This window comes from Acetobacterium wieringae (assembly GCF_001766835.1).
Lineage (GTDB): Bacteria > Bacillota > Clostridia > Eubacteriales > Eubacteriaceae > Acetobacterium > Acetobacterium wieringae.
Genome location: NZ_LKEU01000035.1, coordinates 138,535 through 162,589 on the forward strand (window position 1 = coordinate 138,535; position 24,055 = coordinate 162,589).

General features: G+C 43.9%; 19 protein-coding genes and 1 riboswitch. Of the genes, 16 read left to right on the plus strand and 3 right to left on the minus strand.

Going from position 1 to position 24,055, the window contains the following annotated elements:
• Positions 1–328: 328 nt before the first annotated feature.
• The 9 genes from ftsE (at position 329) to ACWI_RS18555 (ending at position 12,517) form a co-directional block, all read left to right on the plus strand.
• Positions 329–1,018 (plus strand): cell division ATP-binding protein FtsE, encoded by a 690-nt coding sequence (ftsE, locus tag ACWI_RS13060; RefSeq protein WP_070371876.1) that lies wholly within the window; start codon positions 329–331, stop codon positions 1,016–1,018.
• Positions 1,008–1,925, plus strand: coding sequence for a permease-like cell division protein FtsX (ftsX, locus tag ACWI_RS13065; protein ID WP_084633686.1), 918 nt, complete (start codon positions 1,008–1,010; stop codon positions 1,923–1,925). Before ftsE ends, ftsX begins: the two co-directional genes overlap by 11 nt.
• A gap of 36 nt (positions 1,926–1,961) precedes the next feature.
• A complete protein-coding gene (locus ACWI_RS13070; protein ID WP_070371877.1) occupies positions 1,962–3,131 on the plus strand; it encodes a murein hydrolase activator EnvC family protein in 1,170 nt (389 codons plus the stop codon).
• A 102-nt stretch (positions 3,132–3,233) separates the two neighbouring features.
• On the plus strand, positions 3,234–4,433 hold the full coding sequence (locus ACWI_RS13075; protein WP_070371878.1) for a S41 family peptidase: 1,200 nt from the start codon (positions 3,234–3,236) through the stop codon (positions 4,431–4,433).
• Positions 4,434–4,583: 150 nt separating this feature from the next.
• Positions 4,584–6,560: an excinuclease ABC subunit UvrB gene (gene uvrB, locus ACWI_RS13080; protein WP_276495646.1), complete on the plus strand. Its 1,977-nt coding sequence runs from the start codon at positions 4,584–4,586 to the stop codon at positions 6,558–6,560.
• A 163-nt stretch (positions 6,561–6,723) separates the two neighbouring features.
• The gene (gene uvrA / locus ACWI_RS13085; RefSeq protein WP_070371879.1) at positions 6,724–9,537 is read left to right on the plus strand and encodes an excinuclease ABC subunit UvrA; all 2,814 of its coding nucleotides are present in this window, start codon (positions 6,724–6,726) and stop codon (positions 9,535–9,537) included.
• A 434-nt stretch (positions 9,538–9,971) separates the two neighbouring features.
• Complete coding sequence (locus ACWI_RS13090; RefSeq protein ID WP_026395981.1) at positions 9,972–10,196, plus strand: FeoA family protein; 225 nt, start codon at positions 9,972–9,974, stop codon at positions 10,194–10,196.
• Positions 10,197–10,279: 83 nt separating this feature from the next.
• On the plus strand, positions 10,280–12,301 hold the full coding sequence (gene feoB, locus ACWI_RS13095) for a ferrous iron transport protein B (protein ID WP_070371880.1): 2,022 nt from the start codon (positions 10,280–10,282) through the stop codon (positions 12,299–12,301).
• 30 nt (positions 12,302–12,331) lie between these two features.
• A complete protein-coding gene (locus ACWI_RS18555; RefSeq protein ID WP_084633687.1) occupies positions 12,332–12,517 on the plus strand; it encodes a FeoB-associated Cys-rich membrane protein in 186 nt (61 codons plus the stop codon).
• Between the two features lie 83 nt (positions 12,518–12,600).
• Here ACWI_RS18555 and ACWI_RS13100 read toward each other — a convergent pair whose 3' ends face one another.
• Together ACWI_RS13100 and ACWI_RS13105 are read right to left on the minus strand one after the other, a co-directional pair.
• Positions 12,601–12,801 (minus strand): cold-shock protein, encoded by a 201-nt coding sequence (locus ACWI_RS13100; protein ID WP_070371881.1) that lies wholly within the window; start codon positions 12,799–12,801, stop codon positions 12,601–12,603.
• A gap of 294 nt (positions 12,802–13,095) precedes the next feature.
• Positions 13,096–13,344 (minus strand): hypothetical protein, encoded by a 249-nt coding sequence (locus ACWI_RS13105; protein ID WP_070371882.1) that lies wholly within the window; start codon positions 13,342–13,344, stop codon positions 13,096–13,098.
• 118 nt (positions 13,345–13,462) lie between these two features.
• Between ACWI_RS13105 and uvrC the strand changes: the two genes are divergently transcribed.
• The 6 genes from uvrC (at position 13,463) to ACWI_RS13135 (ending at position 19,879) form a co-directional block, all read left to right on the plus strand.
• Complete coding sequence (gene uvrC, locus ACWI_RS13110) at positions 13,463–15,298, plus strand: excinuclease ABC subunit UvrC (protein WP_070371883.1); 1,836 nt, start codon at positions 13,463–13,465, stop codon at positions 15,296–15,298.
• A gap of 82 nt (positions 15,299–15,380) precedes the next feature.
• Positions 15,381–16,355, plus strand: coding sequence for an HPr(Ser) kinase/phosphatase (gene hprK / locus ACWI_RS13115; protein ID WP_070371884.1), 975 nt, complete (start codon positions 15,381–15,383; stop codon positions 16,353–16,355).
• Positions 16,356–16,392: 37 nt separating this feature from the next.
• Positions 16,393–17,160, plus strand: a complete 768-nt coding sequence (locus tag ACWI_RS13120; RefSeq protein ID WP_070371885.1) for a phosphatase — start codon at positions 16,393–16,395, stop codon at positions 17,158–17,160.
• A gap of 48 nt (positions 17,161–17,208) precedes the next feature.
• Positions 17,209–18,087, plus strand: a complete 879-nt coding sequence (locus tag ACWI_RS13125) for a DegV family protein (RefSeq protein ID WP_070371886.1) — start codon at positions 17,209–17,211, stop codon at positions 18,085–18,087.
• A gap of 61 nt (positions 18,088–18,148) precedes the next feature.
• Complete coding sequence (prfA, locus tag ACWI_RS13130) at positions 18,149–19,219, plus strand: peptide chain release factor 1 (protein WP_070371887.1); 1,071 nt, start codon at positions 18,149–18,151, stop codon at positions 19,217–19,219.
• 270 nt (positions 19,220–19,489) lie between these two features.
• Positions 19,490–19,879 carry a 4Fe-4S binding protein gene (locus tag ACWI_RS13135; RefSeq protein WP_070371888.1) on the plus strand — a complete coding sequence of 130 codons (390 nt, stop codon included), beginning with the start codon at positions 19,490–19,492 and terminating at the stop codon, positions 19,877–19,879.
• Positions 19,880–19,957: 78 nt separating this feature from the next.
• On the opposite strand, the gene ACWI_RS13140 is transcribed toward ACWI_RS13135, so the two are convergent.
• Complete coding sequence (locus ACWI_RS13140) at positions 19,958–21,352, minus strand: glycine--tRNA ligase (protein ID WP_070371889.1); 1,395 nt, start codon at positions 21,350–21,352, stop codon at positions 19,958–19,960.
• A gap of 670 nt (positions 21,353–22,022) precedes the next feature.
• Between ACWI_RS13140 and ACWI_RS13145 the strand changes: the two genes are divergently transcribed.
• Positions 22,023–23,759 carry a Na/Pi cotransporter family protein gene (locus ACWI_RS13145; protein ID WP_070371890.1) on the plus strand — a complete coding sequence of 579 codons (1,737 nt, stop codon included), beginning with the start codon at positions 22,023–22,025 and terminating at the stop codon, positions 23,757–23,759.
• A 128-nt stretch (positions 23,760–23,887) separates the two neighbouring features.
• Positions 23,888–23,972, plus strand: a riboswitch (cyclic di-GMP riboswitch).
• The last annotated feature ends 83 nt before the right edge of the window (positions 23,973–24,055 follow it).

Sequence of the window (24,055 nt, forward strand, 5' to 3'; positions counted from 1 at the left end):
CGTCTTTTCTCTTTTTATTTTGCCAATTGAATTTCTTAAATCAATAGAAAAACAGGAATTCGGACGAATTTCGATACATTTGTTACAAAATATTTATTTTTTTAATGAAATTATTCAAAAAGTATGCTAAAATGAATACAGTTTCAAATGAGGAATGATTTGAAGGCCAAAAAACGGACCAATACCCGGAAGTCTTTTTCAATTAACATTCTTTTGATTAAAATAATCTTAACTTGTCAAAAAACATTTAAGCAGAAAATAGGATAGCGCGTGTTAAAATGCCCTGTCAAAGCAAGCGAATGATAAGTAAATTAGGAGTGGCTAAGATATGATCGAATTTAAAAATGTAACCAAGGGTTACGATAAAAACAAGAGCGATGCGCTTAAAAACGTCAGTCTCTTTATTGATAAGGGTGAGTTTGTTTTTCTGGTGGGCCGAAGCGGGGCCGGAAAATCAACATTTATTAAGCTTCTTTTAAGAGAGATTGAAGCGACAGAAGGTTCAGTATACATTAATAATTTTAATGTCTCAAAATTGTCAAAAAAAGAAATCCCTTTCTTAAGACGAAAAATGGGGATTGTCTTTCAGGATTTTCGGCTGCTGGAAAACAAAAGCGTCTATGAAAATGTGGCCTATGCCATGGAAATAATCGGAAAATCTGAAAAGCAGATCCAGAAACGGGTGCCGTTGGCTCTGGATATGGTTGGCTTATCCCATCGGATGAACCACTATCCCCATGAGTTATCTGGTGGTGAGCAACAGCGGGTGGTTATTGCCCGGGCGATTATTAACAACCCCTCTATTTTGATTTGTGATGAGCCGACCGGAAACCTTGATCCCGAAACATCCTATGAGATTATCAGTATTCTGGAAGAAATCAACCGTAGAGGAACAACTGTGGTGGTGGTTACCCATGACCGGGAAATCGTTGATACCATGAAAAAACGGGTTTTGACATTGGAAGACGGTGTTCTCAAAGTAGATGACGCGACAGGTAGGTACGGATATGAAGTTTAGTTCCATTAAAACAATGCCCAAAAATGTTGTCCGGGATACCTTAAAAAGCATTGAACGAAATAACCTGATGAGTGCGGCTTCGGTGCTGTCGGTAATTGCTGCGTTGATTATCCTGGGGATTTTTCTGATCTTAACCATCAATGTTCAGGAAGTGACCAAAGATGTGGAATCGAAACTGGAACTGAAAATCTTTCTCCAGTCCGATTTTACCGACACTCAAAAAGCAACCATAGAACAGGCTTTGGAGAAAAGTGACCTGATTGAAGAAGTTACCTTTGAAAGTGCCGAAGAAGCTTTGGAAAAGTTCACCGTCAGTCTGGAAGATTATGCGCCGCTGCTCAGTGGTTATAATTCAGAAAACAACCCAATGCCAGCATCCTTTGTTGTCCGGGTGACTGATCCGGATGATATGGATGAAGTTCAAACCCTGGCCATGTCGTTTGAAGGCCAAGGGGTTGAGTACGTCCGATATGGTCAGGAATATGTGGAAGCACTGGTGAGTTTCAATAAATTTACCAATACTTTAAGTATAGTGGTATTGGTGGTGTTATCAATGATTTCCATCTTTATTATTTACAATACGATTAAATTAACCGTTTTTGCAAGACGACGGGAAATTGGCATTATGAAATATGTGGGTGCAACCAACGCCTATATCCGGGCGCCGTTCATTCTGGAAGGGACGCTGTTGGGGTTGATGGGAGCCATTGTTGCTTTCCTGATTATTCGGATCACCTATTATTATATTTTGGGATTAGTTGGCGGAAATTTATTTTTGCCAGTGGATGCCAGTTTGGCTTCTCCCGATGCAGTGATGGGACAATTGATTTTCTTCTTCCTGATTTACGGAGGGTTTATCGGTGCCGTTGGTAGCGTATTTGCGATTCGCAAATTCTTGGATGTATAAATGATTAGACTTAGTCAAACACAGGAGGATTGTTGGATGACAAAAAAACATATTATTTCAGGCATAGTGGGTATGATGGTGACATTGGGGATACTGATATCTCCGGTTAATGCTGCATCCCTGACCGAACAGCTGGCAGAAAGTAATCAAAAACAGGCGGCTGCACAATACCAGATTGACATGACCCAGAATACGATTGCTGGTATCGAGGCCGAAATCGGCAAGGCCAACGAAGAAATGAGCCGAATCACGGGCGTCATTGATAAAATTAATTCTGAGATAGCCGTATTGGAAGCGAGCATTGCCAAAACTCAGGAAGAACTCAATATTGCCGAAGCCAAACGGAAAGAACAGGAAGAAGCCATGAACGAACGTGTCCGTACTATGTACATGTACGGAAATGGTAGTATGTTGGAGTTTTTATTTACTTCATCCGATTTTGCCGACTTTGTTACCAAGGTTGACATGTCCCGCTATATCATTGAATCGGATAAGGCATCATTGGACGCTTTAGCTGAAACAAAGAAAATAATCGATGAAAAGAAAGCTAAAATTGAGGCCGACCGGCTGCAGACAGTTTCTAAAAAAACTGAGCAGGAAACGGCCTTAGCCCAGCAGCAGGAAATTAAAGCTCAGAAAGACAGTCTCTTGGCCCAAAACCAGGCGATCGTCGCTGAGTATCAGGCAATTGTGGCGGCTGAAGCAGCCAACGCAGCGAGCATTGAAGCTCAGGTTCGGGAAATGATGGCAGCCCAGGCAGCCGCTTCTGGCGGGTCAACCACTGGTGGCAGCACGACCTTTGTCCCATCAAACGGAACCTATCAATGGCCGTGTCCGGGCTATTATCCATCCGCGGATGATGATTTCTTTGGTACCCGGTTGCACCCGATCTGGGGTGATTACCGGACCCACTATGGCGTCGATATGGGTGCCCCATCCGGAACACCGATCCTTGCTATGGGCAACGGTGCGGTGTTATCAGCCGGCTGGAACGGTGGTTATGGAAATTGTGTTATTGTTGATTTAGGTAACGGCCTCCAGGCCATGTATGCGCATATGAGTGGTTTTGCAGTATCAGCAGGCCAAACTGTCAACAAAGGCGATGTGGTTGGTTACGTCGGCTCCACCGGGGATTCCACCGGGGCCCATCTCCATTTCGGCGTACTTTCCGGCGGATCATTTGTTGATCCTTTAGGATATTTTTAAGCGAAACATTGTAGACTATAACGAAAGAACAGGAGAAAAGAATCATGATTCTTTTCTCCTGTTTTATTTGTATAATAATAAAATTTAGGATAAGGTGAAAAAATGGAAAATAAGTCAAAAAAAACCAAACTCATCGTGGTAATTGTGGTGCTGATCATCACAAATATCATCACCTTCACAGTGGCCACAACTGGCAATTATCTGATCGGCAACAAGTTGATTGTGACGGTTGACAGCAGTGAAACAGCCGCCGGGATAAAAAAACTATTAGCGCTAAAAGAACAGATTGGTCTGGAGTATTATAAGGATGTTGATAACACCACTTTAATTGATGGGGCCATCAAGGGCATGTTTGACAGTCTGGGTGATCCCTATAGCAGTTATTTTACCTCCGAAGAATTTAAGAAATATATGGAGTCAGCCACTGGCGTCTATGAAGGCATTGGGGTCGTCGTGACAGAGGATGATCAGGGCGTGACCTATGTAATTGCCCCGCAAAAAGGCACACCGGCTGATCAGGCCGGGATCAAAACGGGCGATAAAATTATCAAGGTGGATGGTGAAGATGTCAGTACGATCGGTTCGGATGCGGTAGTGGCTAAGGTAAAGGGGCCAGCTGATACCACCGTTAATATCACCCTCTTACGTGGTGAAGAAGTCATTGATATGCAATTGGTACGCAAAACCATTGAAGCAAAAACAGTGGAATCCCGGGTGATCGGCGATAAAGGCTATATCCAGATCAGTGAATTTACGGATAAAACCGCTGATGATTTTGAAGCCCAGCTAAGTGAACTGTTGGCTCAAAATATTACCGGTTTGGTGATTGATTTGCGTAGTAACCCCGGCGGCGGCGTAAAGGAAGCGGTGGAAATCGCTGATCGGATTCTGGGCGAAACCATGGTCGTTTATACGGTTGATAAAAACGGCAATAAAACCGAATATACCTCAGATGGCGAAGAACAGCTTAGTCTGCCAATGGTTGCCCTGGTTGATGGCGGCTCGGCCAGTTCCGCTGAAATATTGGCTGGGGCTCTTCAGGATACAGGCGCTGCCCAGCTGGTCGGCACCAAGACCTTTGGAAAAGGGATTGTTCAGGAAATCATCAGTCTCACTGATGGCGGTGGCTTTAAGGTGACCAATTCCGAATATTTCACCCCTAACGGCAACAACATTCACGAAAAAGGTCTCGAGCCAAATATCGTGATTGAAGCGACTGACTTTATGAAGAATAACTTTTTCACCGACGAAGAAGATGTTCAACTACAAAAAGCCTTACAAGTTCTTAGTGGAACCAATTAGAATCTATGAGCATGCCATAACGGCATGCTTTTTCTATTGGTGAGGAATAATTAAGATTTTATTAAATGATAAGGATTATTGTTTGCCATTAAAAAAAAGCTGTGATAGAATAATGGAACGAATGTTCATCAAACTGATTGGAGGGTGCTGATGAAAGATATGAAGCACGCATTTAAGGTTGTCTCGGAATACGAACCTAAGGGTGATCAGGGACCGGCCATCGAAAAAATTGCCAACGGAATTAAGGCGGGGTTAAAGTATCAAACCTTACTGGGCGTGACTGGCTCCGGAAAAACCTATACTATGGCTAAGGTAATTGAAGCGGTTCAGAAGCCAACCCTGGTGATTGCTCATAATAAAACCCTGGCGGCCCAGCTGACCAATGAGTTTCGGAGTTTTTTTCCGGATAATGCGGTGGAGTATTTTGTCAGCTATTATGATTATTATCAACCGGAAGCTTATGTACCGCATTCGGATCTGTTTATCGAAAAAGACTCGTCCATCAACGACGAGATTGATAAATTACGTCACTCTGCTACGGCAGCTTTATTTGAACGTCGGGATGTAATTGTGGTGGCCAGTGTGTCCTGCATTTATGGACTGGGAAGTCCTTTTGATTATGAAAATTTGATGCTGTCACTCCGTCCGGGGATGGAAAAAGATCGGGATACGATTATCCGTAAGCTGGTGGATATTCAGTTCACCCGAAACGACATTGCTTTTGAGCGGAACAATTTCCGGGTGCGCGGCGATATTCTGGAAATATTTCCCTCGGCTTCGTCAAACAAGGCGATCCGGCTGGAATTTTTCGGGGATGAAATTGAACGGATTACTGAGATTGATACCCTGACCGGGGAGATTTATGGGGAGCTGAACCATGTCTCGATTTTCCCGGCGTCTCACCACACCACCACCCCGGAAAATCTGGAACGGGCGATTGCTGGAATTCAACAGGAACTGCGCCAACGCTATGACGAATATACCCAAAACAACCGTCTGGTGGAAGCCCAGCGGATTCTGCAACGGACCAACTATGACATTGAAATGCTCCGGGAAATGGGCTATTGTAACGGCATTGAGAATTATACCCGCTACATCAACGGGCTGCCCCCAGGATCACCACCCTATACCCTGATTGATTATTTTCCCAAAGATTTTCTGATGATTGCCGATGAGTCCCATGTCTCGATTCCCCAGATTGGCGGGATGTATGCCGGGGATAAAGCCCGTAAGAGTAACCTGGTGGACTATGGCTTCCGGCTACCCTCAGCCTATGATAACCGGCCGCTGAATTTTTCCGAATTCGAAAGCAAGATCAATCAGATTGTCTTTACTACGGCAACCCCCAGCAAATACGAAAAAGAACACAGCCAGAATACCGTTGAGCTGATTATTCGACCGACCGGTCTGATCGATCCGGAAATTACGGTTCGCCCGGTTGCTGGTCAGATCGATGACCTGCTCGGTGAAATCAAACTAACCACCGGTCGGGGCAATCGGGTATTGGTCACCACGTTAACAAAGAAAATGGCTGAAGATCTAACCGACTACCTAAAAGAAAATGGTGTCCTGGTGAACTATCTGCATTCGGATGTGGATACCATCGAGCGGATGAAGATTCTAAGGGATTTACGGCTGGGTACCTTTGAGGTGCTGGTGGGCATCAACCTGCTGCGGGAGGGTCTTGATTTGCCGGAAGTTGGTCTGGTGGCGATTCTGGATGCTGACAAAGAAGGATTCCTCCGTTCAGAAACGTCGCTGATCCAAACGGTTGGCCGGGCGGCCCGTAATCTGGAAGGTCATGTCATTATGTATGCGGACAAGATGACACCCTCGATGGATCGGGCTATCAGCGAAACTAATCGCCGCCGGGGTATCCAAAGCGCCTACAATGAGGCCCATGGTATTACCCCCAGTTCGGTCAAAAAAGATATCCATGCTGTTATCGAGGCGACCAAGGTGGCCGAGGAACCGGCAACCTATGCAATTGGTGATGAAGCGCTGGATATTGATGTGAAGATTAAAGAACTCGAAGTCGAAATGCTGACGGCGGCCGAGGCCCTGGAATTTGAACGGGCTGCCAATTTGCGGGACGAAATTCATCATCTCAAAAATTACCGAAGATAGCTTAAGCTGATGTTATAGCGGGATGGCTGAAACTAAATTTTAGTTGTTTTTTAATTTACAGAATCGGCTAGTACCCGCCAACGAATGTACCAGACCATGACTTAATGGTGTTTTTTCATTTAATAATTCATGCGGCATAATTAAGGAGAGAATAAACATAAATATGAAATATATCGAAATAAAAGGTGCCAAGGAGCACAATTTAAAAAACATTAACTTAAAAATACCCCGGGATCAGCTGGTGGTTTTTACCGGGCTGAGTGGCTCGGGGAAGTCATCATTGGCTTTTGACACCATTTATGCTGAAGGACAGCGCCGTTATATGGAGTCGCTTTCTTCCTATGCCCGGCAGTTTCTGGGTCAGTCCCAGAAGCCTAATGTGGAAAGCATTGACGGCCTATCCCCGGCAATTTCCATTGACCAGAAAACCACCAACCGCAACCCCCGATCCACGGTGGGGACGGTCACCGAGATTTATGATTATCTGCGGCTGCTTTACGCCCGGATTGGGATTCCCCATTGTCCCAAGTGTGGCAAGGTGGTACAGTCGCAATCGGTGGATCAGATTGTCGACAGCATCATGGCCCTACCTGAAAAGACCAAATTTCAAATTCTGGCTCCGGTAATCCGGAAGGAAAAGGGACAGCATAAAAAGATCATCGATCATATCAAAAAAGAAGGTTTTGTCCGGATTATCGTTGATGGGGAGGCGATGGAAGTCACGGATGAAATCAATCTCGATAAAAATAAAAAGCATACCATTGAAGTGGTGGTGGATCGTCTGGTGGCCAAGGATAACCTTGGCAAACGGTTGTCCGATTCACTGGAAATTGCCCTGAAGCTATCCGGGGGACTGGTGATTTGTGACGTGATTGGCGGCGAGTCCCAGCTTTTTAGCGAAAAACTGGCCTGTGCCGATTGCGGCATTGCCATGGACAAATTGGAGCCCCGGACGTTTTCGTTTAATAATCCCTTTGGGATGTGTCCGGATTGTCACGGTCTGGGCTTTCATCAGGAAGTGGATCCGGATCTACTGATCCCTGATAAAAGTTTATCGATTGCCAATGGAGCGATTAAATTTTTTGGTTTAAAAAGTGATTCCAAGTATTATTATAACCTGATCAAGGCGCTGGCAAAAAAACATCAGTTTGATATTGAGTTACCCCTGGAAGATGCCAGCGAGGCATTTTTACAGGCGCTTCTATATGGCAGCGACGTGGTTCTGGAAATCGCCTACGAAGGCAAGTTTTCAGGAACCTACAGCTCCACCTTTGAAGGGTTGATTAAAAACATGGAGCGGCGTTATCTGGAAACGACCTCGGAGCGGATGCGGTCCTTAATTGAACGCTATATGTCAGAAACCCCCTGTCCCACCTGTCACGGTAAACGGCTCAATCCCACCAGTCTGGCAGTGACAATTCATGATCGAAATATCATCGAAATAACCGATATGGCCATTGGTCAATTGCTTGAGTTTTTTAAAGCGCAGACCATGACTGACCGGGAAATGATGATTGGTGAATCGATCTTTAAAGAAATTGAGGCCCGGCTCAATTTCTTAAAAAATGTTGGACTGGAATACCTGACCCTGTCCCGGAATGCCGGTACACTTTCGGGGGGAGAATCCCAGCGGATTCGGTTGGCCACCCAGATTGGCTCAGGTCTGGTGGGGGTATTATATGTTCTGGATGAACCCAGTATTGGTCTCCATCAACGGGACAATCAGAAACTGCTGGAAACGCTGCGGCGCTTAACCGACTTGGGAAATTCACTGATTGTGGTGGAGCACGACGAGGAAACCATGCAGGCTGCCGACCACATTGTCGATATTGGCCCGGGGCCCGGGGTTCACGGTGGCCAGATTGTCGCACAGGGAAGTCTTGAAGAGATAATGGCGGTGCCGGAGTCGATCACTGGCCAGTATTTCAGTGGCCAGCGCTTTATTCCGATTCCGCAAAAGCGTCGGGAAGGCAGCGGCGAGGTAATTAAGATTGTCGGTGCCCGGGAGAACAACTTAAAGAATCTGGATGTCGATTTTCCGCTGGGGAAATTTATCTGTGTAACCGGGGTTTCCGGATCCGGGAAAAGCACGCTGATTAATGAGATTTTATACAAGGGGATTTCCCAGAAGCTGTATCGCAGCCTGAAAAAGCCGGGGAAATACACCCGTATCGATGGGGTTGAATTCATCGATAAGGTAATCGATATTGATCAGTCACCGATTGGCAGAACCCCCCGATCCAATCCGGCCACCTATACCGGGGTCTTTGACCTGGTTCGGGATCTGTTTGCCAAAACCCCGGAAGCCAAGGCCAGAGGTTATCAGAAAGGCCGATTCAGCTTCAATGTCAAGGGTGGCCGTTGTGAAAAATGCAGCGGTGATGGAATTATCAAAATTGAAATGCATTTTTTACCCGATGTTTATGTACCCTGTGAGGTCTGCGGCGGCAAGCGCTACAACCGGGAAACCCTGGAAGTCAAATACAAGGGCAAAAACATCGCCGATGTACTGGATATGACGGTGGAGGAAGCCCTGGAATTTTTTGGCAATATTCCCAAAATCAAAGAAAAGCTCCAAACCCTCTACGATGTCGGTCTCAGTTATGTAAAACTGGGACAGCCATCGACCCAATTATCCGGTGGGGAAGCTCAGCGGGTTAAATTGGCCACTGAATTAAGTAAACGCAATACCGGCAAAACCCTCTACGTTCTCGACGAGCCCACCACCGGTTTGCATATTGCCGATGTCCACCAGCTGATCAATGTCATTCAGCGTCTGGCTGACAGCGGCAGTACGGTAGTTGTCATTGAGCATCAGTTGGATATGATCAAGGTGGCAGATCACATCATCGATCTTGGCCCCGAAGGGGGCGAGGGCGGCGGCACCATCATTGCCATTGGGACTCCCGAAGAAATCGCCCGGGTGCCCCAATCCTATACCGGCCAGTATCTCAAGAAAATTTTACCGAATTGCTAAAAGAGCTAAAAGAGCTAACCCAGTACCGAAAATTGTTACATCATGTTGTGACCTAGGGGTCAGACCCTACGCATCGGAGCGGACACGGCAGAGCCTGTCCGATTTGCGCGTAGGCAACGAGCCAATCACAAGCTTGCTTGTAGTTGGCGACTGCCCGCGACCAATGCGAAAGGAGCAAAGCGGATTTCGCATGGCGCAGCGAACAACAGATTAACAATTGGTCGGTACGGTGGTTCATTGATAACCTCAAGAACGCTGTTTCAGCGTTCTTTTTTTGATACGTTTAAAAAATGCTTAAGGCCATAAAAAGTTACAGACTCTAATTGACAATGAATTTCAATTAGAGTATAATAAAGCTAACAAAAAGAAAGCCATCTTTAACAAATGATGGCGACGACAACTAAATTTAAACCATAAGAATAGAGGGTGTGTTTATGTTTACTTTGAAAGATTTAAGACCAGGTCAGAAGGCATGTGTTGGTTCAATTGCTGTAGAAGGCTTAATGCGTCGCAAACTCATGGACATGGGTGTAACACCAGGGGTAGAGATTCAAGTTAATAAAACAGCTCCATTTGGCGATCCCATAGAGGTTCGCTTGAGAGGATATTCCCTCAGCCTTCGGAAAAAAGATGCTGAAAATATTTTAATGGTTCAGTAATAAATAAAAAACCACCTTTTGAGGTGGTTTCGTTATTTTAAGATTAATCAGCATTTAGTGAAAAAGGGAAATGAGGAATGGAAATGAAATATAAAATTGCGTTGGTGGGAAATCCCAACTCGGGAAAAACTACGCTGTTTAATTGTCTCACCGGCAGTAATCTCTACGTGGGGAACTGGCCCGGAGTAACGGTTGAAAAAAAAGAGGGAGACTTAAGAGGCACCAGCAGTGACATGACCTTGGTGGATTTGCCGGGCATTTACTCACTGGCACCCTACTCGATGGATGAGATCGTCTCCCGGAATTTTTTGCTGGATGAACGGCCGGATCTGATCATCAATATCATAGATGCCTCCAACATTGAGCGAAATCTATATTTAAGCACCCAATTGATGGAACTGAACTGTCCGATGATCGGCGCCCTGAACATGATGGATGTGGTTAAGAAAACCGGGGTGGAAATCGATGTTCGGGAGATGGAAAAAATCTTCGGCTATCCCTTTATTGAAATTTCGGCCCAGAAGGAAACCGGAATTGACGAATTGATCAAAGAGGTTGAAAAAACCGTAGATATAAAAAGACTTAAAGAATTTCCACAGATCTTTCCGCCGGAAATAATGGCATTATTCAATGAATTTGACGGGCTTATTCAGAATAAGTATCCTGAACTTTTACCCGATTACCCACGGTTGTTCCGGGTCATTAAGCTAATCGAAAAAGATGAAGAAGTGCTTCTGAAAATTGCTAAAAATGTTGAGTTATTAGCAGATATCGATATGGTCAGAAAAAAAATCGAAGTGCTGTCAAAGCATGATGTAGACAGTGCTATTGCCGATTATCGCTATCGCTTCATCACCGATGGGATCAGCATGGCAACAAAAAAAACCAAAGATCAGAGCATCCCTTTCCAGGAAAGACTGGATCGGGTGCTGATGAACCGCTATGCAGCCCTGCCAATCTTTTTTTTCTTTATGTTTGTGATTTATTATGTATCGATTACTCTGGTGGGTGAAATTACCATTGGTGGGATTGAGTGGTTTATCAATGATGTGCTGATGGTAACGGTAGCTGCTGGTTTGGGGAGCTTGGGAGCAGCAGATTGGATCATTGCCCTGATCAATGACGGCATTATTACCGGGGTTGGCGCAGTATTGACCTTCGTACCGCAGTTGGTGGTGTTGTTTATTTTTATCTCCATTCTCGAGGACAGCGGTTATATGGCCCGGGTTGCCTTCATTATGGATCGGATTTTTCGGCATTTTGGTTTATCTGGAAAATCCTTTATTCCGATGGTGGTGGGATTGGGATGTTCGGTGCCGGGAGTAATGGCTACCCGAACCCTGGAAAATGAACGGGAGCGGAAGCTGACGGCGGTATTAACGCCCTTTATCTCCTGTGGGGCCAAGATGCCCATCTATGTTTTGATGGCATCGGTGTTTTTTGTTGAGTATCAGACTCTGCTGGTGTTCTCCCTTTATCTGGTTAGCTTGACGGTGGTTTTCGCATCGGGATTTGTATTGTCGAAAACCTGGTTTAAGGGAGCCGATTCTGGTTACCTGCTGGAAATTCCGCCGTTGCGACTGCCAAAGCTTAAGAACACCGCCACTCAGGTATGGCAGCGAACCAAAGAATTTATTGTCCGGGCTGGAACAATTATCTTTGCCGCTTCAGTGGTGTTGTGGTTTTTGCAGAGCTTTACCCCAGGCTTGCAAATGGCTCAGACGCCGGATGAAAGCATTTTAGCGGTATTTGGCAAGATCATTGCGCCAATCTTTATCCCGCTGGGTTTTGGTAACTGGGTCGCTTCAGTAGCGCTGCTAACGGGCATTGCCGCCAAAGAAATGATTATCAGTACTATGAGTGTACTTTTGTCGGGTCAGGAAGGCAGCTTTACCGATGCGGTCAGTCTGATCTTTACACCGGTTTCCGCCTACAGCTTCGTGATCTTTGTTTTATTGGCATCACCCTGTATGGCTGCCATCGCCACTATGAAAAAAGAATTGGGAAACTGGCGTGATTTTCTTTTTGCATTGGCTTATCAAATTGGTTTAGCCTATACCATTGCCTTAATTGTTTATCAGGTTGGCAGTCGAATTTTTAGTTAATTTTCCATTGTGCGCATTGGATCAGCGTAATTGAAGAAAGAAGGAATAGAAGTGATTACCTGGATTTTAGCAGCAATAATTTTAGGTGCGGCGGGTTATATAATTTTCAAAAAAGTAAAAAAAATGAAGGCCGGAGATTTTTCCTGCGAAGGCTGCAAAGGGGGCGACGGCTGCCCGGGCTGTCATCTCAAATCGGAGCCGCCTAAAGAAGATTGATAATTGGTCGGTACGGTAGTTAGGAGCGAGCAAGAAAAAAAGCCCCACCAGCGCAGCTGGTGGGGCTTTTAAAAAAGACTTAATTATGCAAGAAAAACATTGGTAGCCTGTAAGCCACGATCAGTTTTTTCAGTATCGAAAGTAACGCGTTGTCCTTCAACCAGGCTCTTACGACCGTCAGCGATAATTGCTGAGAAATGGACAAAGACATCATTGCCGCCATCTACTGAAATAAAACCAAATCCTTTTTCGTCGTTAAACCATTTTACTGTACCGTTATTCATTTTTGGTACCTCCTAACTATTAATTGTAAATCGTAATGCAAAAACAAAAACACATATTTTTGTAAATCATTTCAACGTAAAAATGACTTGCAAAAATATGTGAAATCAATAAATACACTTTAATTCTTTTTCATTATAGCACCTAATGAAGGTCGTTGTCAATTTATTTAACAAACACTTTAGAAATTAAAGGAATCATGACAAATAACGCATCAGGTCAGAGCAAAGATCAAAAAAAGAACGGATCCAACTTGTTTAGAAACAAGTTGGATCAAAAAAAGCTGATCTCAAGATTTATGTGGTACAATAGCTGTTGAAGTCAATGGACTCATATTTTCTTTTTAACAAATCTTTCGCTTCCTTTAAAACTTCTTTTTCTGATAGTGGAAGTCTTATCTCACGTATTTCGATGATTTTAAAGGGATTGTCTTTAATTGATTTTGTCAGGGTAAATCCACCATAAATTTTCGGAACAATCTTCACTTCGAAATTACCGAATGAAATCAGGGTGTTGTGGCCATCTACAGTTATTTTTTCAAACATGGTAACACTTCCTTTCTGTTTAATAATCGGATGTTTAAAAAAGTATTATTATTATACCAAAATGTGGTGACGAATAAACAAAAAATTCCAAAAAAATATTTATTTAAGGTTGATATCTATGTATGATAAAGAGAAATTAAAAGATCTGCCCCAGAACCCCGGGGTCTATATAATGCGAAATAAACCGGGCGAAATAATCTATGTCGGGAAAGCCATTAATCTACGCAACCGGGTTCGGCAATATTTCCATTCGACCAGTCAGCTGACGGCTAAAACAGCTGTTTTGGTATCCCATATCGAAACCATTGAGACGATTGTTACCGATTCGGAAATGGAAGCGCTGATACTGGAATGTAATCTGATAAAAACCCATCATCCCCGCTATAATATTCTGCTAAAAGATGACAAAAGCTATCCCTGGATCCGGCTTACGGTTAATGAGGAATATCCCCGGATTTTGATGACCCGGGAGTATAAAAAAGATGGAGGTAAGTACTTTGGGCCCTTTACCAGTTCCTATGCGGTAAAAAATACCATTGAAGCGATTTTAAAGATCTATCCCCTAAAAACCTGCAACCGTCAGGTTGCTTATGGCAAAAAGTCCGGTCGGCCCTGTTTGAACTATCACATTGGCCAGTGTCAGGCCCCTTGTCAGGGGAATGTGCCCAGAGAAATGTACGCCAAGGATATCCAGTCGATTCTGGATATTTTAAATGGTCGACATCCAGATCTGTTAAAAAACCTGAACGATAAAATGACTGCGGCAGCGCTTGCCCAGAATTATGAAGCGGCGGCTAAATACCGGGATCAGATTGCGGGGATTGAGCATATCGTCGAAAAGCAGAAAATCAGTTCCAGCACCAAACAGGATCAGGACTTTATTGGTTTTGCTGCCAGTGAGAGTCTGGGTTGTGTTCAGGTTTTTCATGTCCGGGAAGGGAAGCTGATGGGGCGGGATCATTTTTTTCTCGAAGACATTGGTGATGTCAGTTCCCGGGAAGTATTGGAAAGCTTCGTTAAACAATATTATGCCAGCTGTGGCTTTATTCCCCGGGAAATCATTTTGAAAGAAATGCTGGAAGACAAAAGAGTCATCGAAGAATGGTTGGGGGATCTGGCCGGTAAAAAAATTGCAGTATTATCACCGCAACGGGGACAGAAAATAAAGATGTTGGAAATGGTGGCGGACAATGCCGATTTGGCTCTGAAACAGCAGCTGCTGGAAAAACGTGAAAAAGAAATTCGCTCCAAAAGCCGCCTGGTTGGACTTTCGGAGCTGCTGGGTTTAACCCGGCCGCCCAGTCGTATTGAGGCCTATGACATTTCCAATATCAGCGGCACCAATAATGTTGGAGGTATGGTGGTGTTTGAAGAAGGCAAGCTGAACAAGAAAGCCTGTCGCCGCTTTAAGATCAAGTCGGTGGAAGGACAGAACGACTATGCCAGTATGCAGGAAATGATTTTCAGACGGATGGAACGAGCCATGAAAGCCTCGGAGGGTAATAATTTTTTGCCCTTGCCGGAAATCATGATGATCGATGGCGGCAGCGGACATGTCAACGCAGCAGAGAGCATTGTGTCGCTCTACCCGGTGGAGATTGCAGTGTGCGGATTGGTTAAGGATGATCACCATCGACTCCGGGGGATTTTTTTTAAGGGTACGGAATATCCGATCAAAAAGGCTACCCCGCTGGGCGTTTTTCTGTTTGAGATTTCCGAAGAGGTGCACCGCTATACCCTGGGTTACCATCAGATTTTAAGAAAAAAAGAAATGCTGGCTTCCCAGTTGGAGGAAATCCCCGGCGTTGGCAAAAAACGCCGGGAAGCCCTGATGGCTCATTTTGGACAGGTGGAGAAAATCAAAAAAGCCACCCTGGAAGAACTCCAGGCGGTTCCTGGGATGCAGGTGAAAACAGCCCAGGCGATTTTTGCGTATTTTAAAAACAAGACATAAAAAACTTTTAACAATGGAAACTTTGAGGTAGAATAACTTGAGTAGACTAATTAGCAGTAAATCAATGAAAAGAGATAGAAGAATGAATGGCAAAGTAAATCTGGATGATTTTTGTAAAGAAATTAAACTTGAAAAAATTTATTATCAGTCAACGGAATTGGATCTGCTAAACAGCGGGATCAACCGACCCGGGTTGCAGCTTCATGGTTACTATGAACACTTTGACTCCAAACGAATTCAGGTTATTGGTAAGGTGGAAGTTTCCTATTTGCTGGATCTGGATCCAGCGGTCCGAAAACAGAAGATCGATGACTTTTTTTCCTATGATTTCCCCTGTTTTATTGTATGTTGGGATCAGGATGAGACCCATCTGTTTGAAGAGGCGGCTCAAAAATATGGTCGAACCCTCTTAAAGAGCAGAGTAACAACCACTACCCTTTTTTACGATCTGGTCAATTATATTGACCAGCTCTCAGCCCCCCGGATCAGCTTACATGGGGTTCTGGTTGAGGTTTTTGGGGTGGGGGTATTGATCACCGGGCCCAGTGGCATTGGTAAGAGCGAAACAGCACTGGAAATTGTTAAGCGGGGGCATTGTCTGATTGCCGATGATGTGGTTGAGGTCAAACGGATTCGGGATGGTCATCTGATGGGAACGGCTCCGGAGCTGCTTCAGCATTTTATGGAAATTCGCGGTATCGGAATTATCGATGTTAAAACCCTCTATGGCGCCAGAGCCGTGAAGCGGGACGTCGAAATTGATATGGTTATTCGCCTGGAGAACTGGGATGAACGTTCACCTTATGACCGCCTGGGTCTGGATGAACAAACCCTGGATATATTGGGAATCGAGGTGCCGGAAGTGATGATTCCTGTTTCGGGAGGTCGAAATCTGGCCTGTATCATTGAAACCGCCGCCATCAATAATCGTACCAAGCAGTACGGTTACCATTCTGCCCAGGTTTTTTGTGATCGGGTTGCCCATCAGAATGACCTGGAAGTACAGAAACGGGAAGCCAAGAAAAAACTGGAAGAAAAAAAACCGGCCGACGATTAGGCACATTCGAGAAATATATAGAAAAGAGAGTTAAAAAATGAGAAAGTATGTTTTAGATGCCCATACCCACACAATTGCCTGTGGGCATGCTTATAACACCATCACCGAGTTAATTGATGCGGCCGCACAAAAAAATCTGGAAATGATCTGCATCACCGAACATGGTCCGGCTTTGCCCGGAGCACCAACGCCCTTGTTTTTTGCCAACTATCGGGTGATTCCCGGGAAAATAAACAATGTCAAATTACTAAAAGGGATTGAGAGTAATATTATCGATGCGGATGGCAACACCGATATTCCGATGACGTTTATTGACTCGCTGGAAATAATTTCTGCGTCGTTGCACACCCCCACTTTTATACCGCAAACAAAAGCCATCAATACCGGGGCGGTACTGGGGGCCATTGCCAATCCCCAGGTTGACTTTATTTGCCATCTCGGCAATCCTACCTACGAACTGGATTACGAGGCGATTTTGCAGGCAGCAAAAAAACACAACACCTTAATTGAAATAAACAACGGTTCTTTTTTTATCCGCAAGGGTTCCAAGCCGAATTGCGTATGGATTGCCAACCGTTGTAAAGAATTGGAAATACCGATTATTATTGGCAGTGATACCCACTTTGCCTCAGATATTGGTGATTTTCCCTATGTCGACAAGGTTTTGGATACGGTTGGTTTTCCCGATGAATTGATTATGAATCTGGAGACCAAACGATTAATAGATTATCTGGAAAGTAAGGGACGGGTACTTTTTGCTGATCCCCGGGAGTATGCCCAAGAATTGTTTTTGATAAATGACTAATTTTATGATAAAATAAGCTTTTAAATCAAGTGGGAAAGGATACCAACGATGAACATAAAAATCATAACCGATTCTGCCTGTGATATACTTAAAAGCGATCAACAAAAATTTGACATTGAGATCATGCCGGTTTATGTGGTCGAAGATGAAATAAATTATCGTGATGGGATTGATATTTCACCTGAAGTTGTTTGCGACAAGATGCGTAAAGGGGTGCGCTTTAAAACATCTCAGATTCCCTACGGGGATTTTTATAAGCGATTTGAAGAATTAATTGCTGAAAAACAGCCATTTATTTATCTGGCCTTTTCCAGTGGTCTGTCCGGCACCTACCAGGCAGCGGCGTTGGCGGAACGGGATTTAAAAGAAAAATATCCCGAGGCGGTCTTTAATGTCGTTGATACCAAAGCGGTTTGCTATGGTCTGGGACACATTGTCTATGGCGCGGCACAAGCGGCAGTGGAGGGCTTTAGCATGGACGAGCTGATGCTGCGGATTAATTATTATATTGATCATGTCAAACATGTCTTTACAGTGACGGATCTCCAATATCTGTATCGCGGTGGTCGACTGAATAAGGGAACTGCCATCATTGGGAATATGCTTAACATCAACCCCTTGCTGGAAGTGAGCAAAGCTGGAGAACTGCAGCAAATTGACAAGGTCAGAGGTGAAAAGAAGCTGATTAAAAAAATGGTGGATTATCTGGAAGAAAATGGGGATCAGATGGATCGACAGACCATCGGCATCAGTCATGCCGATAATCCCGAACTAGTCGATCTGTTTGTCAAAATGGCCGGTAAGCGCTTCAATACTGAGCGTTTTAAGATTGTTCCCTTGGGTTCGACGGTTTTGACGCATTCCGGTCCGGGAACCCTGGCCGTTTTTTTCTTCGACGAATGGAAGGAAGCGTTTCAATTTGAGTAGACCTTTATTAAAACAAGTCAACCGAAATATAAATTTAATTAAATAAAAATTAAGGAGCACCATGTTAGATAAGTTAGATTTTTTAGCAGAAAAGTATGCTGAATTAAATGAAAAGATCAGCGATCCCGAGGTGATCGCTGATCAGAACCAATGGAAAAAACTGGTTAAGGAGCACGCCCATATCGAACCGATTATCCAAAAATACAATCAGTTTTCCGATACCTTGACAGCTATTGACGATACCAAAGAGATGCTTTCTGATAAACAACTGGAAAAAGACTTTAAAGAAATGGCTGAAGCGGAGTTGGACGAGTTGTCAAAAAAGAAGGTGGAACTGGAAGAGGAGCTGAGAGTTCTGCTGCTTCCCAAGGATGCCAATGATGATAAAAACGTTATTGTTGAAATTCGGGCTGGAGCTGGTGGCAGTGAAGCAGCCCTGTTTGCCGGCGATCTCTTTAGAATGTTTACCCGTTATGCTGAGCGACAAGGCTGGAAAAGTGAGATCATGAGCTCCAGTATTCCCGACATCGGGGGAATCAAGGAAATCATTTTTGCCATTGAAGGGACTGGGGTATACAGTCGGCTGAAATATGAAAGCGGGGTTCATCGGGTACAACGGATTCCCAGTACTGAGTCGGGTGGCCGGATTCATACCTCAACCGCTACGGTGGCAGTGTTGCCCGAGGCTGAGGACGTCGAAATTGAAATTGGCACCAATGATCTGCGAGTCGATGTCTATCGTTCTTCCGGAAATGGGGGGCAAAGTGTCAACACCACGGACTCGGCGGTTCGGATTACGCATATTCCCACTGGGATGGTGGTCACCTGTCAGGATGAAAAGTCCCAACTGAAAAATAAAGACAAGGCTTTAAAAATTTTAAAAGCCAGACTTTATGAAATTGAACAGCAGAAACAGCAAAGTGAAATTGCCGAAAACCGGAAAAGTCAGGTCGGCACTGGTGACCGCAGCGAGCGGATTCGGACTTATAATTTTCCCCAGGGACGGATCTCTGATCACCGCATCAATATGACCGTTTATCAACTGGATGCTTTTCTCGACGGTGACATCGATGAAATGGTCAATGCCTTGATCACCAACGACCAGGCTGAAAAACTGAAACAGCATTCATAATTAGCAAAAGAAGCTTTTCCAATGTGAAGAGCTTTTTTTGTTGCAGGGAATTAATTGATAAAAAATTAACCTTGTTTAGAAGGAGTACGGGCAAAGAGCTGTAATATTTTATCAGCGGGAAGAAGATTAGTAGCGAAACACGATAAATACCTATAAAAATTCCGGATTAGGTTGACATTTTTGGGCTTTATCAGTAGAATGAAAATCAGTTGAAAAAATTCAAACATAAATTTGATCAAAAGATCAGATTGTCCTTAAGGAGGAGTAACAATGAAAAAAGTAGTCGTAGCAGATCAGTCAGCATGTGTCAAGTGTTTAGGTTGTGAATTAGCATGTGCAAACGCATTCTACAAAGAACCAGTTTCAGAATTGGCTTGTATTCGCATCACTGAAAAAGAAGATGGTAGCCCTAAAACATTGGTATGTGTTCAATGCGGTAAATGCGCTAAAGCATGTGAAGCAGGAGCCATCACTCAAAATGCCAAAGGTGTATACATGATCAGTAAAAAATTATGTGTAAACTGTGGAAAATGTGTTGAAGCATGTCCATTTGGCGTACTGGTTAAATCAGAAGATCGGGATGTTCCTTCAAAATGTATCGCTTGTGGTATCTGTGTTGAAGCATGTCCACAAGACGTATTGGCAATTAAAGAAGCTTAATTTTAATTTATCACTCAAAAATGATCCCTGTTCGAAAGCTTTCGAACAGGGATCGTTTTTTTTAAAAAAAAAGGTTCGCTAAAAATCAATCCGCTTCGTAATATAATCGACCACTTCAGCGATGGGGATACGAACCTGATCCATGGTGTCGCGGTCCCGGAGGGTAACGCATTCATCGTCCAGGGTGTCAAAATCGACGGTGACACAGAAAGGCGTACCGATTTCGTCCTGACGTCGGTAACGCTTGCCAATGCTGCCCGCTTCGTCGTATTCAATCATAAAGTGTTTTGACAGCAGGGTGGAAATTTCCAGGGCTTTATCGCTTAGTTTTTTAGAAAGCGGTAAGACAGCAGCCTTGTAGGCCGACAGGAAGGGATGTATCCGCATGACGTTGCGCTCTTCGGTTTTGTCACCGCTGGTAATCGTTTCTTTTTCCATGGCGTTGCATAAGAAGGCCAGGAAAACCCGGTCAGCCCCTAACGATGGTTCAATACAGTAGGGGATATATTTTTCATTGGTAACCGGATCGGTGTACTTCATGTCTTTTCCCGAGTGGTTCTGGTGTTGGGTTAAATCAAAATCGGTTCGGTCAGCGATGCCCCAAAGCTCGCCCCAGCCAAAGGGGAAGCGAAACTCCACATCCGTGGTGGCATTACTGTAATGGGAAAGCTCTTCTTTCTCGTGATCCCGGAAGCGGATGTTTTCATCTTTCATCCCGAGGTCAAACAGCCATTTCTTACAGAACGCTTTCCAATAATCAAACCATTCCAGATCGGTGCCAGGCGCACAGAAAAATTCCAGTTCCATTTGTTCAAACTCCCGGGTTCTAAAAATAAAGTTACCCGGTGTAATTTCATTTCGGAAGGACTTGCCGACTTGGGCGATTCCAAACGGGACTTTCTTGCGGGTCGTTCGCTGAACATTTTTGAAATTGACAAAAATACCCTGGGCTGTTTCCGGGCGCAGGAAGATTTCGCTGGCGGTATCTTCATTTACCCCCTGAAAGGTTTTAAACATCAGATTGAACTGACGGATATCCGTGTAATCCATTTTACCGCATTCCGGACAGACAATATTGTGTTCTTCAATAAAAGTCTTCATTTCGTCGTTGGACCAGGCATCAACAATGACATCCTCGCCCTTTTCAAAATAGTAGTCAGCAATTAGCTTATCAGCCCGAAAACGGGATTGACAGGCTTTGCAATCCATCAGCGGATCATTGAAGCCTCCCACATGTCCCGAGGCGACCCAGGTTTTGGGGTTCATCAGGATGGCAGCATCCAGACCCACATTATAAGGTGACTCCTGGACAAATTTCTTCCACCAGGCTTTTTTAACGTTGTTCTTCATTTCAACACCCAGTGGGCCATAATCCCAACTGTTGGCAAGACCATCGTAAATTTCTGAACCGGGGAAGATAATTCCCCTCATTTTGGCAAGACTGACAATTTCAGCCATGGTAAATTCTGACATTTTTTTCCTCCTGATTATCATTATTCTTAAATAGCATTTAGGTTTAATAAAAAAAACCGTCCCTTGTTAAAAAACAAGGGACGGTATAACCGCGGTTCCACCCAAGTTGTCTGCCGACATTGACAAACCACCTTAAAAATTTAACGAATTTCACGGCAACACCAGTCAATCACCCAAGGAATTAATGGTATCGCAGCTCAAAAAGTGCCATTCATAGAGTTTGATTACAGATCTTCCACCAGCATCTGTTCGCTTTAAACCATTGACCCACTGAGTTATTCTTTTCTCAACGCTTTTGCTATTAATTTGTAAACTAGAATGAAGAATATCAAATACAAGCCCTGATGTCAACCCAAACTTTTGATATTTAGACGAACTTCGTTTTATTTCTTGAAATAAAACCTGTAATGATCTACATAAAGTTTATTAACGTGGTTAACGATAAAAATGCAACGATAATAAAGAAGCAAATTAAAAAAGTTAAAAAAAGGTTCTCTTACGGATTGGTTAATGTTAAAATTATGTTAAATTCAAAAAGGTGATATAATTTAGAGAAATTCGGTTATCCTGGTTAACATAAGGAGATTAGGTTGCAAATGCCTGGTTTTTCATTATGTTTATTAATTTGGAATAGGTGTTGCCTTAATCAATGATTATTTTGGAGGAAATAATGACGTTAGAAATGTTGATTGGCCTTTTCGGAGGTTTAGGGTTATTTGTTTTTGGGATGCACATGATGAGCGAAGGCTTAAAAACGGTAGCTGGAACAAAAATGAAAAAACTATTGGAAGTTTTGACCAATAATAAGGTTAAAGCGATCCTGGTGGGAACCGTTGTCACAATGATTGTTCAGAGTTCAAGCACCACAACGGTGATGGTGGTTGGTTTTGTCAATGCTGCGCTGATGACACTTACCCAGGCGGCTGGGGTTATTCTCGGTGCCAATATTGGAACAACGGTCACGGCTCAGCTAATTGCTTTTAATGTGACGGAACTCGCACCCGTTTTCATCGGCTTTGGTGCCCTGATAACGCTTTTCAGTTCCCGCAAAAAAAATAGGGATTGGGGCAGTATCATGCTTGGTTTTGGGATCTTATTCTTTGGTATCGCTGCGATGTCAACGGCAATGGAGCCACTCCGGGAGAGTGAGGATTTCATTTATTTATTGTCAACCTATGGAAAGAATCCGCTGCTGGGAGTTTTGATCGGAACCCTGATCACCGGTATCATACAAAGCAGTAGTGCCTCCATTGGTTTGCTCCAGGCACTGGCCTTGTCAGGGGTATTTGCCAGTATTGGGGGAACCGGTGCGATCCAAATCTGTATTCCCATTTTAATCGGTACCAATATTGGAACCTGTGTGACCGCTCTGATTTCCTGCATTGGCACCTCCACGGCCGCAAAAAAAGCGGCCTTTATCCACCTTTTTGTTAATGTTTTTGGAGCCATCTGGGTGATGATCCTGCTCGTTGGGATGGACAGCATCATGGCGATTAATCCCATTTATGAATTCATTGTCAGTATTTCCGGCGTATTTATCAGTAGCAGTGGAGAGGCGGTTCCCAACGTGGCAAGACAGATCGCCATGGCGCATACCTTCTTTAACGTTGCCAACACCATTGTGTTGTTTCCCCTGATTGGTTATTTTGTCACCTTTCTGGATCGGATCTATCCTGAGAAAGAAGAAGAAAAAGGATTGCAGCTGGATGATCGATTGCTCAATAATCCTTCTGTTGCTTTAGGTCAGGTTGTTAAAGAAACAAATCGCCTGGCCGAAATGAGTTTTAAGAATTTTAAAATCGCCTGTGAATCCATCATGGATGGGAATGAAAAGCTGGTAGAAGAAATAATAAAGCGGGAAGAACGCATTGATGAATTTCAACAGGGCATCGTGGAATACTCGGTTAAGCTTTCAAACGAAAATATGTCGGAAGAAGAAAATGATCGTCTGGCCTTCGTCATGAAAGGGAGCCATGATCTCGAGCGAATTGGCGATCATGCCATGAATATCGGGGAGCTGGCTGAAATGCGGGCGACTAACAAAATCGTCTTCAGTGATATTGCCAATCAGGAAGTGTTAAATTTAATCAGTTTGACTTCCAACACACTCAGAGATATGGTAGAATTAATGGAAACAGAAGAGTCAAGCTTATGTTATAAAATTCTTGATGAAGAAGAAGAAATTGATGAAATGACAGAAAGCTTAAAGGATGACCACATCCGTCGTCTTAACGAGGGAATCTGCAATCCTTATGCCGGAGTCATTTTTCTGGATCTGTTGACCAATATTGAACGGGTTGGTGATCATGCCTCGAACATTGCCCAGGGTATTTTAGGTTTAAAACTGCATCAGGGGTTGATTGCCAAAGATGATTATGACAATGAGATGGAAGATAGTCAGCAATAAATACAACCAACCTGGTAGGGTCAAAACGCAGATAAATACAGCTAAATAGAGGTGTTTACAAGAATTTTACCTTAAAGAAAGTAATATTTTCATTGACAATGAGAGGATTATATCGTAATATTACAACAACGTAATATTGGCATACTTATTGAAAAGTAAGGACGCAAAACTACAGGGTCTAAATACGGTGGTACATGACAGCCAGTTGCAATTAAGATGGTGATTACCATAATGAGCAGCGGCATTGTCGCTGCTTTTTTTTGTCAGAAATTAACCATAAAATGAGTTGCAGGGTT

Bases quoted from the DNA above. Each gene is read 5' to 3' on its own strand.
- ACWI_RS13070 (WP_070371877.1), top strand. From the start codon at position 1,962: ATGACAAAAAAACATATTATTTCAGGCATAGTGGGTATGATGGTGACA.
- prfA (WP_070371887.1), top strand. From the start codon at position 18,149: ATGTTAGATAAGTTAGATTTTTTAGCAGAAAAGTATGCTGAATTAAAT.
- ftsE (WP_070371876.1), top strand. From the start codon at position 329: ATGATCGAATTTAAAAATGTAACCAAGGGTTACGATAAAAACAAGAGC.
- ftsX (WP_084633686.1), top strand. From the start codon at position 1,008: ATGAAGTTTAGTTCCATTAAAACAATGCCCAAAAATGTTGTCCGGGAT.
- hprK (WP_070371884.1), top strand. From the start codon at position 15,381: ATGAATGGCAAAGTAAATCTGGATGATTTTTGTAAAGAAATTAAACTT.
- ACWI_RS13145 (WP_070371890.1), top strand. From the start codon at position 22,023: ATGACGTTAGAAATGTTGATTGGCCTTTTCGGAGGTTTAGGGTTATTT.
- ACWI_RS13140 (WP_070371889.1), bottom strand. From the start codon at position 21,352: ATGTCAGAATTTACCATGGCTGAAATTGTCAGTCTTGCCAAAATGAGG.
- feoB (WP_070371880.1), top strand. From the start codon at position 10,280: ATGAAATATAAAATTGCGTTGGTGGGAAATCCCAACTCGGGAAAAACT.
- uvrA (WP_070371879.1), top strand. From the start codon at position 6,724: ATGAAATATATCGAAATAAAAGGTGCCAAGGAGCACAATTTAAAAAAC.
- uvrB (WP_276495646.1), top strand. From the start codon at position 4,584: ATGAAAGATATGAAGCACGCATTTAAGGTTGTCTCGGAATACGAACCT.
- ACWI_RS13075 (WP_070371878.1), top strand. From the start codon at position 3,234: ATGGAAAATAAGTCAAAAAAAACCAAACTCATCGTGGTAATTGTGGTG.
- uvrC (WP_070371883.1), top strand. From the start codon at position 13,463: ATGTATGATAAAGAGAAATTAAAAGATCTGCCCCAGAACCCCGGGGTC.
- ACWI_RS13100 (WP_070371881.1), bottom strand. From the start codon at position 12,801: ATGAATAACGGTACAGTAAAATGGTTTAACGACGAAAAAGGATTTGGT.
- ACWI_RS13135 (WP_070371888.1), top strand. From the start codon at position 19,490: ATGAAAAAAGTAGTCGTAGCAGATCAGTCAGCATGTGTCAAGTGTTTA.
- ACWI_RS13090 (WP_026395981.1), top strand. From the start codon at position 9,972: ATGTTTACTTTGAAAGATTTAAGACCAGGTCAGAAGGCATGTGTTGGT.
- ACWI_RS13125 (WP_070371886.1), top strand. From the start codon at position 17,209: ATGAACATAAAAATCATAACCGATTCTGCCTGTGATATACTTAAAAGC.
- ACWI_RS13105 (WP_070371882.1), bottom strand. From the start codon at position 13,344: ATGTTTGAAAAAATAACTGTAGATGGCCACAACACCCTGATTTCATTC.
- ACWI_RS13120 (WP_070371885.1), top strand. From the start codon at position 16,393: ATGAGAAAGTATGTTTTAGATGCCCATACCCACACAATTGCCTGTGGG.